Origin of the sequence: Bradyrhizobium sp. AZCC 1577, assembly GCF_036924575.1 — a bacterium.
Lineage (GTDB): Bacteria > Pseudomonadota > Alphaproteobacteria > Rhizobiales > Xanthobacteraceae > Bradyrhizobium.
Window position 1 is genome coordinate 2,668,121 of sequence record NZ_JAZHRQ010000001.1, and the last position, 13,638, is coordinate 2,681,758.

Sequence of the window (13,638 nt, forward strand, 5' to 3'; positions counted from 1 at the left end):
TGAACTAAAGGGCAATCCCAATCGGAATGCCGTAGGTCAGATTCACGATGAGCTGCATCAGGAGATAACGACTGATCCGGGCGGTGGCGTCGTTGATGGCTTGCGTACTTTTCTGAAGGTCTCCGGCCCCTGCGAGTTTGATGAAGCGATCGCGCAGGTCCTCCCGCTCTAGCAGCACGAAGATCACGAAGATGACGACCAGCCCGGCAGTGGCAAGCGGCGCCAACAGCGGACCGACTACGGATCGGATAATCTCAAGGGGTTTTGGCCGTGGCGCCTCTAGGCGCACGGTGACCGGCTCTGGAGACTTGGGGCCGGCTCCGAGGCGGGGCTGTGCTTCTTCAGGCTTCCTCTCGTCGCCCGAGATGTCCTTGCCGAGATCCTCTATCGTTCTGGTGATGTTATCGAGGACGCTGCCACCAGGGGCGGACTCCTGCAAGGAACGGATTTTCTGAGTGATAGTAGTCTGGTAGCTCGGAAGATTGTTGGCGAGTTGGACGAGCTGGCGCCCGACCACGAAGGTGACGCCTGTAATCAGGATAAAGGCAAGCGTAACGGCAATCAGCACCGCGGCAATGCGGGGCAGCCCCCAGCGCCCTAGAAAGTTTACCAACGGCGTGAGAACGAAGCTTAGGAGGATGGCGAGGGCGAAGGGAACAAAGATATCCCGGCCAAAATAGAGTCCTCCGATTGCAAGGACAATGCCGCCGGCCGTCAGGATCGGCGAGCCTGTGGGCTGAGTGGCTGGCGAAGATCGAGGCGAGACTGGAGCAAAGTCCGCCATAGTCGACGGCCTTTCCGTTAATGACCAAGTCAACGCACGATCGGCGTGTCTGATCCACCAAGAGCATAAAGCGATTGATGCTCGAAACGTTCAATCAGTCCAGCACCGTCCGACGGGTTCGGAGCGGGCACGGTGATGTCCGATACGGGTCTTGGCCGTGTAAAAACGGTCTTACAGGAGGTCAATTCTGAGAGCCAGGCGCAGAGAAGTCTCAGGCCGCGATCGCAGCGATCAGTGGCTTGGTCCCGACGATGTTCATGACCCGTGTCAGGCTGTAGGCCAGAACCGAGAGCGCCATCTCGGCCGCTACTTTTGGGAGCGTTCTGGTAAGGAAGTGCGTCGCTGCCATGCGGGCCTTCATCGTGCCAAACGGATGCTCGACCGTCTCCCGACGCTGACGCATGGCTTCCGGGTTGGCGTCAAGGCGCTGCTGCACAGCCTCGAGCAGATGCTCATGCTCCCAGCGTGTAATTCGCCGCTCTGGCCCTGTCGTGCACTGCGATTTGAGCGAGCAAGTTGAACAGGCTATGGTCCAGTAGCGCCGCAGCATCTTGCCGTCTTCTTCGTTTGTGTAGCGATAGGGCAGCCGCTCCCCAGCCGGACAGCGATAGGCGTCTGCCACCGGCAGATAGGCAAAGTCCTGCTTGCCGAAGCGGCCATCTGACTTGGCACCCGACGTCTGCGGCTTGGGCAGGGTTACCGTGATGCCGGCCTCGTGACAGGCGAGGATCTCCAGGCTGCTGAAGTAGCCGCGATCGGCCACGGCCTCAAGCGTCTCGGCCTGGAGAACAGCCTTGGCCTGCTTGGCCATATTGGCCAGTTGAGCCCGATCTGAGCCGCTGTTCGTTACCTCATGCGCCACAATCAGATGATGCTCGGTATCCACGGCGACCTGCACGTTGTAGCCGACGACGCCGGAACCACGCCCGCTCGTCGCCATCGAACGGCTGTCGGGATCGGTCAATGAGATTTGCTGGTCAGGCGAAGCAAGCATCTGCTTCTCGTAAACGGCAAGCTTGCCCATTTCCTCCTTCAGCTTCGTCAGCTTCTCGGTGAGCCTTGTTACCTTCGCGGCCAGCGCCTCCGTCGGCTCCTGCCGGTCGGCCGTGTCAAGCTGGCTCAGATAGCGCGCGACGCTCTCCTCCAGCTGAGCACGCCGCCGCTCCACCTTCGCCTTTGTGAAGAAGGCGTGTCGATTGCCTCGCAGGAACAGGGCGTTCCTGACCGCATTGATCTGGGGGAGGTCGCATCATGGATAATCTCACAAAGCGTAGTCAGCCTGACCGTAGCAAAATCAACATGAGCGAGGACTTCGAGGTCAAGTACTGGAGCAAGGCGCTCGGCGTGGATCGTGACACGTTACGGAAGGCCGTCGATAAGGTTGGCAATTCTGCCGCCGCTGTCCGCAAGGAGTTGGGAATTCTAGGCCGCAGGCACTGAGCATGCCGAACCCTTAATCCGTTAGGTCAGTAGTTTCGTGCGTGTCCGCATTTGAGTGCCTCGCTCAACTGCAGACGCTTGAGTAATTCACGAAAAGTATGTTAGCTGAAAATAAGAGCGCGGACAGGTTAACCTTTGTTGTGTCCCGCCGGGTTAAATAGCCGCACACTGCTCCCCATCACCGAACGGCCCCGAGGTATCTATCTGTGATGAGAACGCACGAATTGCGCTCCCGCCTTCCCCCAACGGAATGGAGCAGCGCATGCAGAAGCGTCGCCGTTTCAAGCAAGTTCAATCTCTCGAAGAACGACTAGCCGACGAAGCAAAACGCTTGCGAGAGCAAGCCAAGTTACTCCCATCTGGCACGCTCCGCGAGCAAGTTCTGCGCAAGGCCAGACAAGCCGAAACCGGCTCGCATATGAGCGACTGGCTCCGCTCGCCCGGCCTGCGACCGCCAGAGTAGTTGGAACGAATTCTCGCTTTCCAACTTTTTGGAAGACAGGAGGCGCGAATGCCTCGCTACTACTTTGACCTGTGCGATAACGACGAACTTGCCGTCGATGACGAAGGACTGGAACTGCCAAACCTACAGGCCGTCCAGATAGAGGCGGCACGTTCGTTGGTTGACATGGCTAAACATGCAATCTGGTCCAAAGCTGAGACCGTTCTTAGGCACCGGATGGCAATCGAGGTCCGGGATGAGAAGGGCCCTGTCCTGCAGGCCAAATTCACATTCAAACTTGATCACCACAAACACGATGTTGGCAACGGAGGCAGGTAATAGGAAAGGGCCGCATTCGCGCGACCCTTCGCCAGCCAAATTTGTTCGGGATGAAAAGACCGCGCTGGCTGGACCAAGCTACAGCCCTTCAGTGTGGTCGAGAATTCCGTAAGATTACGGCGTTTCCTTGCCGAACCAGTTCACACCGTTAGGGCTGAGAGGCATCGGTGACCTCCGCAGCGACTTACCAGAGCGGCATCCGCTAAGGCTGATCGCGAGCGAAACCCTTCCGCGCCCGGGCGTGAAGGTCATGCGGCAGCCTTGTCTTCCTTGTCAGCGCCTCGGGCTACGATCCTGATCGCATCGTCGGGCAATGGCCGCGGTAGCCCCTTGGCCTCATCCCACGGCGCGCGCATCCAGACGTCGCCCTCCTCGTCCGTCATGAGGATCACCGGCATGGCTTTCGGATGGATCGGTCCGACAACGGCATTCGGCGAAATAGTAAGAAAGCCATGGACGTTGTGCGGCCCGGGTATCGGCTTTGATTTCGTGCCACGATCGCCTTTGAACTCGGTCCAGTTGCCCGCAAAGAAGGTCAGCGGCCGATCATCATTAATCGCGAACCAGACGACGTCCTTCTTCTTGGTGTCCGGGTTAGGCTCCGGCGCATATTCGGCGAAACTGTTGAACGGCACCAGGCAGCGGTTTTCCGGCTTCAGCCAACCCGCCAATGCGGCGAGGAAGTATTGCGGATGTTGGTCACCGGAGGCCCGCCTGTGCGGGATGGTGGCGGCATGCCCCAGCGCATCAGGATTAACTCGCGCTCGGTGCCCGCATTGCGGACAACTGGCGCGGGATAGTCGGGAAATACGCCCGGCATCGGCGCGAGGTTGCCGACGTAGCGGTTCATCACGCGGAAGAGCGCGCGAATGGCTTCTTGATTGGTGGTGATGCTGTAGAGATTGCACATCGAAGCCTGCCGCGAAGGCTCGTCCTTGCGCTAATCTCTATTGCTATGCAGGTCCCTTAGCTTGCGCATGTAGTAGCCCTGCCTCTGGAGCGCGGCGCTGATCTCGTCGCTGACTTTGATGACCCTCTTTTTGCTTTTACGCCACTTTCCTAACGCCGCGATGGGCGGCATCGGATATCCCTTCTTCACAACGAGCAGATCACGTTTGGTGTTCAAATACACGTCCATCATATGCCTCTCTCCCAAAGCGATTGAACTTACGTTTGCGAGCAAGAGCAATGGGCACCAAAAAACAACACCGAGCCAGTATCCTGCGCTCACGATTTACCACTGGCAAGTGCGCACGGCAGAGGCGCGCGGTTCAAAGACTATTCCAATACCTCGCATTCGAACGCGATGCCTTCGGGATCGTCCTCGAACCACTTTTCTGCGGTATCCACATTTGCGAATACCTTGACGTGATTTCGTCTCCGATCTGCTTGCTGATGTTGACGTAAGAAAGCCGCCATTTGCCGCTCTTCAGCTTGCACGCTAATGAAGCACGAGAGCGCTTGACCAAGCGAAAGCGGCAGATGCCATCCGCAGGGCGCGTGAAACGCCGATCTGGAAGCTAGAACCGTCCTTCCGATGCCGGTCCTACGGCACGCGCCGCTACAAGCCGCCGGTCCGCATGATCAAGTTGGGTTGAATGTCGCCAACCAGCCCTTCGGCTTCGCCACTTGTATGATCCTGGTAATTGCTGGAACTGCCGTGCTGGCGACGACGCTCGGTTGCCATGCACAGGGTCGCGCACCCAAGGGGAAAAACGATCCGGGTCCAGGTCTCACTACTCACCACGCATCAACCCTGTTCTGGGCGCTGCCTTTTGAGGCATGGTTGGCGTCTCATCCGCCTCGATCATCAATCGAACTATTGCGCGACGCTGCTGCAATGTCGGCAATTTCCGCGGTCGTGGATTACGATAACCCCAAAGCGTCTGACACCGGGCTGGGAGTTGACCCTATCCAAGAAATCGATGATGGGGGCATTTGCGGGCTTGGCTGCCGGTCTCGCCGCGGGCGCCCTCATATCGCGACGATACTTTGTGCCCGAGGTCGGAAGCCTCAGTACAAGACGCGTCAATGGCTGATCCTGACGTCTCTCTCTGCGATCAGACCCAGCGCAAGACAGCCGCCGCGATTATCACCACGAGGACGACGGCAAAGGCCATGATGAGCCAAGGCATGTCTTTGCGCTCGCGCGGCGTCATTGTCTGATTTCCCAGGCCATTTTGGTGCTCGCGTCCCAGCATTGGCGAGAGGCCGTAACGGTCGGACGGAAACCACTGCCTGCGCCTTCTGCCCTTGCGAATCTCGCAAGACCTGAAAACGCCACGTCAGAAATGGCAGCGAGGTAGACTTTCTTCATGGGCTTTCCCCTGGTGGCGAAGCGAATTGCCTTGGCGAACGTCAATACTCGCCTTTGAGCTGCGTCCCTGGATCCGCGTCAGCGGCCCCGCCGCGGGCGAATTTAGGAACTAACCGACGGCGCTGCCGTTCGGCAATCATCATCCCAACCGTCGAGGTCTCCTATGTATCATCACGTCAAGAAGCTGATGTTCACTGTTCGCGTTGACGAGCCCGATCCGCGCTTTGGCAACATGCTGCTCGAACAGTTCGGCGGCGCTAATGGCGAATTGGCGGCTGCAATGCAGTATTCGATACAGGGGCTCAATTGCGAGGATCCGGACCGCAAGGACCTGCTAATGGACATCGGCACCGAGGAGTTGAGCCACCTCGAAGTGGTCGGCTGTCTGGCGCGCATGCATCTCAAGCCTTCCAAGTTCGATCGTCAGGCCGCCGAAGCCGATCCGCTGATCGCGATCGCCGGCGGAGGCGGCATCAACCTGTTCAATTCGCAAGGCAATCCATGGACGGCCGATTACCTCAAAATAACCGGCGAGCTCGATGTCGACCTCCGGAGCAACATCGCCGCCGAGGCGCGGGCAAAGATCGTCTATGAACGCCTGATCAACTTCTGCGACGACGCGGGCACCAAGGACGCCCTCCAGTTCCTGATGACCCGGGAAATCACCCACATGAAGGCGTTCTCGCTTGCGCTCGAGAGCATGAACAAGCCGGCGCTCAGCATCGGCCGCATCGCGCCGACGCCAGGATTGGTCAACCAGTTCTTCAACGATTCCACCGGAACTGGAGAGCACGGCGAAATCGATACCCGTGGCCCCTGGAACGAGGGTGACGGCTGGGTCTTCATGGAATCTCCTGCCATTCAGGCCGGCGAACCTGGCGCGGCCACTGGAATTGTCACGGAAAGCACGGCGCCGGTCGACGAGGCCGGCCTGAACGAACTGCTGATCGAAGAACTCCGTGACATTCTGCATGCGGAGAAACAGCTTACCAAGGCATTGCCAAAGATGGCGCAGGCGGCGCGCTTCGATCAGCTCCGCGAGCTTTTCGAGCAGCATCTGGTCGAGACCGAAAAGCAGATCGAGCGCATCAACGAGTGCTTCGAACTGCTTGGCAAAACTGCCCGCGCCAAGCCGTGCAAGGGCATGATGGGTCTCGTCGAGGAAGGTCAGGAGATCATGGCCGAGGGCGAGGAGAAGGAGGACGCCGGTGCGGACCTTGCGCTGATCGGTGCCGCGCAACGCGTGGAACATTACGAGATGGCGAGCTATACGACGGCGAAGAGCCTGGCTCAGCAATTGCGCAACAGCGCAGTTGTCGCCTTGTTATCGAAGTCGCTGGCCGAAGAAGAAAACGCCGACCAGCTCCTCAATCAGGTAGCCCGCTCGCTGATGTCAGTGGCAAAGATGCCTGCTGCGATCGAGCAGGCTGAGTAACTGCGCATTGCAAAGTATCTCCCGGTATCCGTTGCCAGCGCAACGGATACTGAGCGCGATGAGCAGCGCACAGCGTCGCCGTTCAAACGGAGCGTCCACTACGAGCGTGCATCGCTGTTCGCTTAATTAGGAACGGTGCTACCGTCACAGTTTTGGCCGGTATGGATGCTGATGAAAAGCGCTCGTGGTTGAGGGATTTCGCTATTTGCGGGGGCCGGACCGGATTTCAAGATAGCCGATAACAAGGAAGCTTGATGACGGATAGTCTGACCAAGAGGGACAAGCCGGACCGCAGCAAAATCAACATGAGTGAGCACCATGAGGTGTTGGACAAAGCACCTGAAAGTCTCGAAGGAAGAACTACAGAAAACCGTCGACAAAGTCGGAAATTCAGCTGGTGCTGTCCGCAAGGAATTGGCGGTGTGACTGAAGGCCTGCGGTACGCTTGCGATCTTTGGAGCGAGGCCCGCACGCTTTTCAAGCGAGGACTGAAGCGCTTTTGTAAGAACGTCGTATCGACCGGTATCTGCCGCGGTGATGAGCGCCTGCTGTTCGGCAGAACTAGCGCCGCTGACGCCCATTGGCAACGCGTGATCGTTGAATGCAGAAACACACACGCCGCCCCGTAAGCTCCGACTGTAGGCAGCGACCAGTGACGCCAGCCGGCGTTTTGGCGTCTCACCATCGTCGAATGCCCGAGCCCGCGTCCGCCAAGTCGTAGCATGTTCGAATTCGTTCCGGCGCCCAGTGGGCTGGCGAAGGAGCGATGATGCCGCTTTGGGAACAACAACCGCGGCAGCAGTGTTTTAACGGGCATCTAAATCAGGAGGATGCCATGGGACTATTCTCACGAGACATCAAGACAATGGACGACCTGTTCCTGCACGGCTTGCAGGATATCTATTACGCAGAGCAGCAGATCACGAAGGCATTGCCGAAGATGATCGATAAGGCGACCAACCGCGATCTCGCGGCGGGTCTGAAGACGCATCTGGAGGAGACAAACAAGCAGATCGAGCGGCTGGACAAGGTGTTCTTGAAGCTCGAGAAGCAGCCGAGCGGTACCCAGTGCCCGGCCATCGATGGTCTGATCAAGGAAGCCGATGAGGTGACCGGCGAAGTGGCAGACAAGGCCGTTCTTGATGCCGCGATCATTGCCAGTGCGCAAGCCGTCGAACATTACGAGATGTGCCGCTACGGCACGCTGATTGCCTGGGCCGAGAAGCTCGGTCACGACGAAGTGGTGCGCTTGCTGACCACCAACCTCAACGAGGAAAAGGCGGCCAACACGAAGCTCAATACCATTGCCCTTCGAAAAGGTGTCAACGCCAAGGCGTCGCACGCCGCCTGATCCAACACCGGCTGCCAAGACTCGAGAATCAAGTTCCAGCGAGAACGGGGTCTTGGCAGCGCCTAGCCTGTGAGGACGGCTTTTGCAGGAAGGGCTTTCCGCCGGTAACGGCGATCGTCGCACCGGATACATAGCTCGAAAGCGGATCTGCCAGCATGACATAAGCCGTGGCCAACTCGACGGGCTGACCGGGGCGCTTCATCGGGACCTGCTTGCCGAAATTCTTTACAGGTTCATCAGGCAAGGTCGAGGGATGAGCGGCCTCCAGATCGGCCCCGGGGAGACCGCATTAGCGCGAATACCCTTCTCGGCCAGCATCTGCGCCAGCCCCGCCGTGAAATTGTGGATCGCACCCTTGGTCGTTGCATAGGCCAGCAGCGTTGGGAGGTGTACGTCCGAATTGATCGAGGCCGTGTTGATGATGCAGCTACCCGGCTTCATGTGGCTGACCGCAGCCTTTGAGATAGAACATCGCGTGGATATTCTCCTTGAACGTCAGCTCCCATTCCTCGTCGCTGATGTCCTCGATTGATTTGAAGCTGGCCTGACGGGCCGCGTTGTTGACGAGGATGTCGATGCCGCCGAACTCCGACACCGCCTTCGCGACGACTGCGCGGCATTGACCGGGATCCTGTATGTCGCCGGGCAGCAAACTGCCTCCCTGCCGGCTTCCGTCACCAGCCGCTCGGTCTCCCGGGCGTCGTCGCTCGTCGAGATAGGAAATCAGGACGTCAGCTCCCTCTCTGGCGTAGGCGATGGCAACCGCCCGACCGATTCCGCTATCGCCAACAGTGATGACGACCTTTTTGTGTGAGACATTTTGACGCGCGCGCGGACCGTCAGTTCGAACACGACCCGCTCCGGGTTGCTGACATCGATCACCTTGGAAACGTGGACGGCCGGCACTGCCTGCCCGCAGCAGCATGACGTCAGCGGCGAGCTTGGAAAGCGTCCCCTGCCAGCTCGAATCGCCAGCGATGACCACGCAAAGAACGGCGAACCTGCGGTCGTGGCAACCCTGGAAAGCACCTCTCACGCATCCAGGTGATGGCGGAGTTTTACGACCGGCCGCCGGCCATAAGGGCGCGCGAGGAACCAATCAATGCAGCATGAGTTCGTGCTGAAAGAAATCCAAGAGGGTGACGCCATGACACGATCCGTGGAGGAGTTGAGGCGTGAGTCCGAGCGCAGCCGCGCAGAGCTGGCCGCAACGGTGGATCAGTTGAGGGAGCGGATATCCGATACCGCCGAAGACATCCGCCACAAGGTTTCGCCGCAACACATCAAATCGGAAGTCTCCGATTACGTCAGCCACAAGACCCAGAGTTGGGTCGGGGCACTGAAGCAACAGGCCACAGAAAATCCGATGCGGGCGATCGCGGCCGGCACCGCGGTCGCGGTTCCAGTGCTGCGCCTGGCGCGTGGTTTTCCGCTGCCGCTTCTGATGATTGGCGCCGGCCTTGCCCTGACCTCGAAGACAGCGCGGGAACGCGCCGCAGAGGCGGCGGCTCCACCGATGGACAAGGCCAGGGAAATGCTGGATGACGCGGCGGAACGCGCGCAGGCGCTGCGCGGCGACGTCAAGGACGGACTCTCTTCGGCTCAAATCCAGGCCACCGGCATGGCCAATGACGCGCAAGATACGGCTGCCGGCATTGCCGACGATCTCCGGAGCCGGGCGGGGCAGGCCACCAGCACGGTCAGCGATAAACTCAGGAGCGGCATGGATGCCGCCAAGAACACAATCGAGCGGGCGCGCTCCACCGCAACGGATACGGCAGCCGCAGCCAAGGATGCGGCGGCCACGGCGCCTGCAAAGGCCCATCAAGTCATCGGCGACAACGCCGCGCTGATCGGCGGTCTCGGGATCGCGATCGGGGCGATCATCGCCGCGGCCCTCCCTGAGACCAAGGCCGAAGCCAAGGTGATGGGCCAGACGAGCGAGAGTGTAAAGCAGGCGGCAGCCGAGGCGGCGCAATCTGGATTTGAGGCAGCTAAGGATGCGACGATGTCAGCGGCCGACGCGGCAGCGAAAAGCGTCGCCGAGGCAGATCTCGGGGGAAATGCAAGCCGCATGACGCAAAACATGGCCAACACGCTCAAGGAGGCTGCTGATGACGTCGTGACGGCGGCCGTCAGTCCTTCCCGAAACCCGAACACCTAAAAGAGGCCGTCATGAGCGATTTGGACCTGACCAAGAAGACGAACTTCAGCCAGAACCAGAATACAAGCTCGTCGCAGGACCTGAAGGATCAAGTGGCCGATGCCGGGGCGGAGGTGAAGCAGCGCGCCGGCGACGCCTTGCGAGCATCGACCGATGCTGCGCGTGAACAGTTCAAGGAAGCGGCTGATGCGGCCAAGGACGTTGCCTCCGGAACCGCGCACCAGGTCCAGGACCAGGCCCGCCAACAGCAACGCACCGGCGCCGATTTCGTCGCTCGCTTTGCCGGCAACATCCGAGAGGCCGCTCGCGCCTTCGAAAGCGACGCCCCTTTCGCCGCCCGCGGCATCAATTTCGCCGCCGGATATGTCGACGATGCCGCCGAGAAAATCCGCAACGGAAGCTTCCGCGATCTAGTCGACGGCGCCACCGACTTCGCGAGGCGGCAGCCAGCCGCGTTTCTCGGGATCTCCGTGCTTGTTGGCTTCGCGACAGTCCGCTTCCTCAACGCGTCCGGCGGCCAGTCTTCAGCTTCGAAACGGCCCGAAAATACCCGGGAGCAATCGTCATCCTCACAGCGAAGCAACATGTCATGAGCATCCAGAACGATATCAGAACCAGCAAGGACGACCTTCGGACCATCTCCACGCTGCTGGGCGATGCGCTGTCGCAGTTCGCCAAGCTATTTCAGAACGAGGTGGATCTCGCCAAGGCCGAATTCGGCGAGAAGATTCAGAAGGTCGGTGGCGCGCTGGGCTTCATTGCCGGCGGCGCCGTCCTGGTGATCCCCGCACTCGTGATGGCGCTGTTTGCGTTATCCGCGGCGTTGATTGCGGCGGGGTGGTCGCCGCCCGTCTCCTATTTGACGTCAGCGATAGTGGCCGCTGTGATCGCCGGCGTGTTGTTTGCCATCGGCATTAACCGGATCGACTCACGCAATCTGGCGCCGCATGAGACCATGCGGCAGCTCGAAAAGGACAAGGACACCGTAAAGGGAATGGTGCGATGAGCAGCACGCAAACCGGTTTTTTCGACAGTCTAGTGTCGGCGGTCCGGGAAAATCCCCTTGCCGCAGCGCTTATCGGAGGCGGCGCGTTCTGGCTGTTGGTCGGCAACGAGAAACTCAAGAGTGCAGCGCGTTCGGCGACAGCCGCGGCTTCCCCGATGGTCGATATCGACGCTCACAATCTACGCGCGGCAGCGTCCGGGCTCCAACGCACCGCGGCGCCGCCGACCGCGCCTGAAATGGACCATGAGGGCGGATCGTTCCGCGTCGGTGAAACCTTGCGGGATGCCGCTAGCGCGGCTTCCGATGCCACGTCAGGAGCGGCCGACAAGATCAGAGACCGGTTCGCCGAAGGGGTCGCCTATGCGCGGGAGAATTTCGGCAAGCTGGGCAATCCGCTTTCCGGAAAAGAGACCCTCACGAAAGCGCAATCATCGCTGGTCGACGTGCTTGAACGGCAACCGCTCGTCCTCGGCGCGGTGGGCTTGGCGATCGGTGCGGCAGTCGCGGGTGCGTTCCGGACATCCGACCTCGAGAACGAATGGATCGGCGAACTCAGCGACGATGTGAAAGTCGATCTGAATACGCGCGCAGGAGCGGTATCGCAGAGCCTGCGCGAAGCCTCGGATACGCTAAAGGCCGAACTCAGCGACACCGGAGCCGAGGCGGTCGATCGCGTGAAGCAGGCCGGCATGGATGCGGCAGAGGCGGCACGGGACAAGGTGAAGTCGCCTTAGTTGAGGCCGGGCCGAACCGGAGGAGCTTCGATGTGGTGGACGGTCGCGAAAGAGGCGGCGACCAGTTGGTCGAGCCACAAGGATGCCCGGCAGGGTGCCGCCCTCGCATATTACTCGGTGTTCTCCTTGGGCCCTATTATCGTGATCGCCATCGCGATCGCTGGGCTTTTCTTCGGCCACGACGCGGTCACCTCGCAGGTCACGTCCTCCTTGAAGCAGATGCTTGGAGACGCCGGAGCAAAGGCTATCGAATCCATGCTGGCGGGAGCCAGCCGTCCCGCCGAGGGCGCCTTAGCGACGATCCTCGGCATCGGCGCGCTCCTGTTTGCCGCCATCGGCGTTGTCGTGCAGCTGAAGGATGCGCTCAACGTGGTCTGGGAGGTGAAGGAGTCGGAGAAGAGTGGGATTTGGTATTTCGCCCGCAACTACGTGCTGTCGTTCGCCGCCGTCCTTGCCCTCGGCTTTCTTCTCCTCGTCTCGCTTTTGGTTACCGCGGCACTGGCCGCCGCCGGCAAATTCGCGTCGCCTTACCTGCCCGAGGGCGTTCTGCACGTCGTCAGCATGTTGGTCTCGTTTGCCGTTGTGATGGTGCTTTTCGCCATGATGTTCAAGTGGCTGCCGGATGTCTCGGTCAGTTAGCGGGACGTATGGCTGGGCGCGTTCCTGACCGCCCTGTTCTTCGAGGTCGGAAAGGCGGCGATCGGCTTCTACATCGGCAAGCAAGGCCTGGAATCGACCTACGGAGCCGCCGCCTCGATCGTCGTGGTGCTGATCTGGGTCTACTACACCTCTCAGATTATCCTGATGGGCGCGGAGATCACCCAGGCCTACGCCAAGCACGAGGGCTCGATCAAGCGGCGACGATCACAGAACGACTGCGCGAACGTGCAGCCTCTGTCTCAGCCGGGCGGGGCCCAGGAAGGCGAGCGAATCGGGCTTTCTAGAAAATCGGCCGCGACTTCCCGCTCATCGCAAGCCAGCAGCGAGACCAGCAACCCAAGCCCGCAAGGGATTCCGGTGCTCATCGGCGTCTCCATCTCCGCCTGACGCTTGGCGTTCACACCCCGCGCGCAGCCGAGGTCCCAAGCGGCCTGCAACCCAAAACTATCGCGCCCGTTAGAATTGCAGGACCAAAAAAGCAAACTCCTGGAGCAGGCCGCACGGCGCCGTCGCCTGCCGATTCGATCAACGATCCCGAGGTCGTCGCGCGGTTGAGACATCTGGCGGCGGAATACGAGCGGCGGGGCCGCCGACTACCGACCCGAAGGCCGGCCAGAAATAGGAGGCGCATCCAATCGCGGAGATCCCGAGATTCACCGGGCGGGGTTCAGATCAGGTTCATGCTCAGTGCCTAACCTGCACACGGGGCGTTTGCGGGTGAATGCCCCATTTTTTCTTCGCCATCGAGAGCAACGGGAGAACTGACGAGCCGACGGAAGCCATCGAGCTTGCGGATTTGGACGCTGCTTGGCAGCAGGCAACTAAGACGGCCGGAGAGATTGTCCGCGACTTGGACGGCGGTTTAGAACCAGATATGGAATGGTCAATCCAAGTTCAGGACGAACAGCGCAAACCGCTGCGGACGATAAAGGTGGTGTCTCAATATCATTAGAACACGATCAGTTC

The 13,638-nt window shown here is 60.0% G+C and carries 14 protein-coding genes and 4 pseudogenes; 12 read left to right on the forward strand and 6 right to left on the reverse strand.

Going from position 1 to position 13,638, the window contains the following annotated elements:
- Positions 1-4: 4 nt before the first annotated feature.
- Complete coding sequence (locus V1278_RS12520; RefSeq protein ID WP_334380925.1) at positions 5-784, reverse strand: AI-2E family transporter; 780 nt, start codon at positions 782-784, stop codon at positions 5-7.
- A gap of 211 nt (positions 785-995) precedes the next feature.
- Entirely contained in the window at positions 996-2,018 is a 1,023-nt protein-coding gene (locus V1278_RS12525; protein ID WP_334384162.1) for an IS1182 family transposase, read from the reverse strand.
- A gap of 17 nt (positions 2,019-2,035) precedes the next feature.
- Between V1278_RS12525 and V1278_RS12530 the strand changes: the two genes are divergently transcribed.
- From V1278_RS12530 to V1278_RS12540, 3 genes are all read left to right on the forward strand, one after another.
- Positions 2,036-2,224, forward strand: a complete 189-nt coding sequence (locus tag V1278_RS12530; RefSeq protein ID WP_334380926.1) for a DUF3606 domain-containing protein — start codon at positions 2,036-2,038, stop codon at positions 2,222-2,224.
- A gap of 262 nt (positions 2,225-2,486) precedes the next feature.
- A complete protein-coding gene (locus V1278_RS12535; RefSeq protein ID WP_334380927.1) occupies positions 2,487-2,687 on the forward strand; it encodes a hypothetical protein in 201 nt (66 codons plus the stop codon).
- 48 nt (positions 2,688-2,735) lie between these two features.
- Complete coding sequence (locus tag V1278_RS12540) at positions 2,736-3,005, forward strand: DUF6894 family protein (protein ID WP_334380928.1); 270 nt, start codon at positions 2,736-2,738, stop codon at positions 3,003-3,005.
- A 248-nt stretch (positions 3,006-3,253) separates the two neighbouring features.
- Here V1278_RS12540 and V1278_RS12545 read toward each other — a convergent pair.
- A pseudogene (locus V1278_RS12545) lies at positions 3,254-3,915 on the reverse strand (SOS response-associated peptidase).
- A gap of 30 nt (positions 3,916-3,945) precedes the next feature.
- Positions 3,946-4,146, reverse strand: coding sequence for a hypothetical protein (locus V1278_RS12550; RefSeq protein ID WP_334380929.1), 201 nt, complete (start codon positions 4,144-4,146; stop codon positions 3,946-3,948).
- A gap of 1,339 nt (positions 4,147-5,485) precedes the next feature.
- Between V1278_RS12550 and V1278_RS12555 the strand changes: the two genes are divergently transcribed.
- From V1278_RS12555 to V1278_RS12565, 3 genes and pseudogenes are all read left to right on the forward strand, one after another.
- The gene (locus tag V1278_RS12555; protein ID WP_334380930.1) at positions 5,486-6,757 is read left to right on the forward strand and encodes a DUF892 family protein; all 1,272 of its coding nucleotides are present in this window, start codon (positions 5,486-5,488) and stop codon (positions 6,755-6,757) included.
- A gap of 254 nt (positions 6,758-7,011) precedes the next feature.
- Positions 7,012-7,183 (forward strand): annotated as a pseudogene (locus tag V1278_RS12560) (DUF3606 domain-containing protein).
- A 409-nt stretch (positions 7,184-7,592) separates the two neighbouring features.
- Entirely contained in the window at positions 7,593-8,108 is a 516-nt protein-coding gene (locus V1278_RS12565) for a YciE/YciF ferroxidase family protein (RefSeq protein WP_334380931.1), read from the forward strand.
- A 28-nt stretch (positions 8,109-8,136) separates the two neighbouring features.
- Here V1278_RS12565 and V1278_RS36920 read toward each other — a convergent pair whose 3' ends face one another.
- Positions 8,137-8,310: a hypothetical protein gene (locus V1278_RS36920; RefSeq protein ID WP_442893664.1), complete on the reverse strand. Its 174-nt coding sequence runs from the start codon at positions 8,308-8,310 to the stop codon at positions 8,137-8,139.
- Positions 8,311-8,333: 23 nt separating this feature from the next.
- A pseudogene (locus tag V1278_RS12570) lies at positions 8,334-9,033 on the reverse strand (SDR family oxidoreductase).
- A gap of 222 nt (positions 9,034-9,255) precedes the next feature.
- On the opposite strand from V1278_RS12570, the gene V1278_RS12575 reads away from it, so the two are divergent.
- The 6 genes and pseudogenes from V1278_RS12575 to V1278_RS12600 all read left to right on the forward strand — a co-directional run bounded on the left by V1278_RS12575 (position 9,256) and on the right by V1278_RS12600 (position 13,624).
- A complete protein-coding gene (locus V1278_RS12575; protein ID WP_334380932.1) occupies positions 9,256-10,272 on the forward strand; it encodes a DUF3618 domain-containing protein in 1,017 nt (338 codons plus the stop codon).
- 11 nt (positions 10,273-10,283) lie between these two features.
- On the forward strand, positions 10,284-10,865 hold the full coding sequence (locus V1278_RS12580) for a hypothetical protein (protein ID WP_334380933.1): 582 nt from the start codon (positions 10,284-10,286) through the stop codon (positions 10,863-10,865).
- Complete coding sequence (locus V1278_RS12585; protein WP_334380934.1) at positions 10,862-11,278, forward strand: phage holin family protein; 417 nt, start codon at positions 10,862-10,864, stop codon at positions 11,276-11,278. The genes V1278_RS12580 and V1278_RS12585 overlap by 4 nt, the downstream gene beginning before the upstream one ends.
- Positions 11,275-12,012 carry a hypothetical protein gene (locus tag V1278_RS12590; RefSeq protein WP_334380935.1) on the forward strand — a complete coding sequence of 246 codons (738 nt, stop codon included), beginning with the start codon at positions 11,275-11,277 and terminating at the stop codon, positions 12,010-12,012. Before V1278_RS12585 ends, V1278_RS12590 begins: the two co-directional genes overlap by 4 nt.
- Before the next feature lie 30 nt (positions 12,013-12,042).
- Positions 12,043-13,059 (forward strand): annotated as a pseudogene (locus V1278_RS12595) (YihY/virulence factor BrkB family protein).
- A 334-nt stretch (positions 13,060-13,393) separates the two neighbouring features.
- Entirely contained in the window at positions 13,394-13,624 is a 231-nt protein-coding gene (locus V1278_RS12600; RefSeq protein WP_334380936.1) for a DUF6894 family protein, read from the forward strand.
- Positions 13,625-13,638: the final 14 nt, after the last annotated feature.

Coding starts and splice junctions, on each gene's coding strand:
- V1278_RS12590 (WP_334380935.1), top strand. CDS start 11,275: ATGAGCAGCACGCAAACCGGTTTTTTCGACAGTCTAGTGTCGGCGGTC.
- V1278_RS12555 (WP_334380930.1), top strand. CDS start 5,486: ATGTATCATCACGTCAAGAAGCTGATGTTCACTGTTCGCGTTGACGAG.
- V1278_RS12575 (WP_334380932.1), top strand. CDS start 9,256: ATGACACGATCCGTGGAGGAGTTGAGGCGTGAGTCCGAGCGCAGCCGC.
- V1278_RS12550 (WP_334380929.1), bottom strand. CDS start 4,146: ATGATGGACGTGTATTTGAACACCAAACGTGATCTGCTCGTTGTGAAG.
- V1278_RS12580 (WP_334380933.1), top strand. CDS start 10,284: ATGAGCGATTTGGACCTGACCAAGAAGACGAACTTCAGCCAGAACCAG.
- V1278_RS12600 (WP_334380936.1), top strand. CDS start 13,394: ATGCCCCATTTTTTCTTCGCCATCGAGAGCAACGGGAGAACTGACGAG.
- V1278_RS12565 (WP_334380931.1), top strand. CDS start 7,593: ATGGGACTATTCTCACGAGACATCAAGACAATGGACGACCTGTTCCTG.
- V1278_RS12520 (WP_334380925.1), bottom strand. CDS start 784: ATGGCGGACTTTGCTCCAGTCTCGCCTCGATCTTCGCCAGCCACTCAG.
- V1278_RS12540 (WP_334380928.1), top strand. CDS start 2,736: ATGCCTCGCTACTACTTTGACCTGTGCGATAACGACGAACTTGCCGTC.
- V1278_RS12535 (WP_334380927.1), top strand. CDS start 2,487: ATGCAGAAGCGTCGCCGTTTCAAGCAAGTTCAATCTCTCGAAGAACGA.
- V1278_RS12585 (WP_334380934.1), top strand. CDS start 10,862: ATGAGCATCCAGAACGATATCAGAACCAGCAAGGACGACCTTCGGACC.
- V1278_RS36920 (WP_442893664.1), bottom strand. CDS start 8,310: ATGAAGCGCCCCGGTCAGCCCGTCGAGTTGGCCACGGCTTATGTCATG.
- V1278_RS12530 (WP_334380926.1), top strand. CDS start 2,036: ATGGATAATCTCACAAAGCGTAGTCAGCCTGACCGTAGCAAAATCAAC.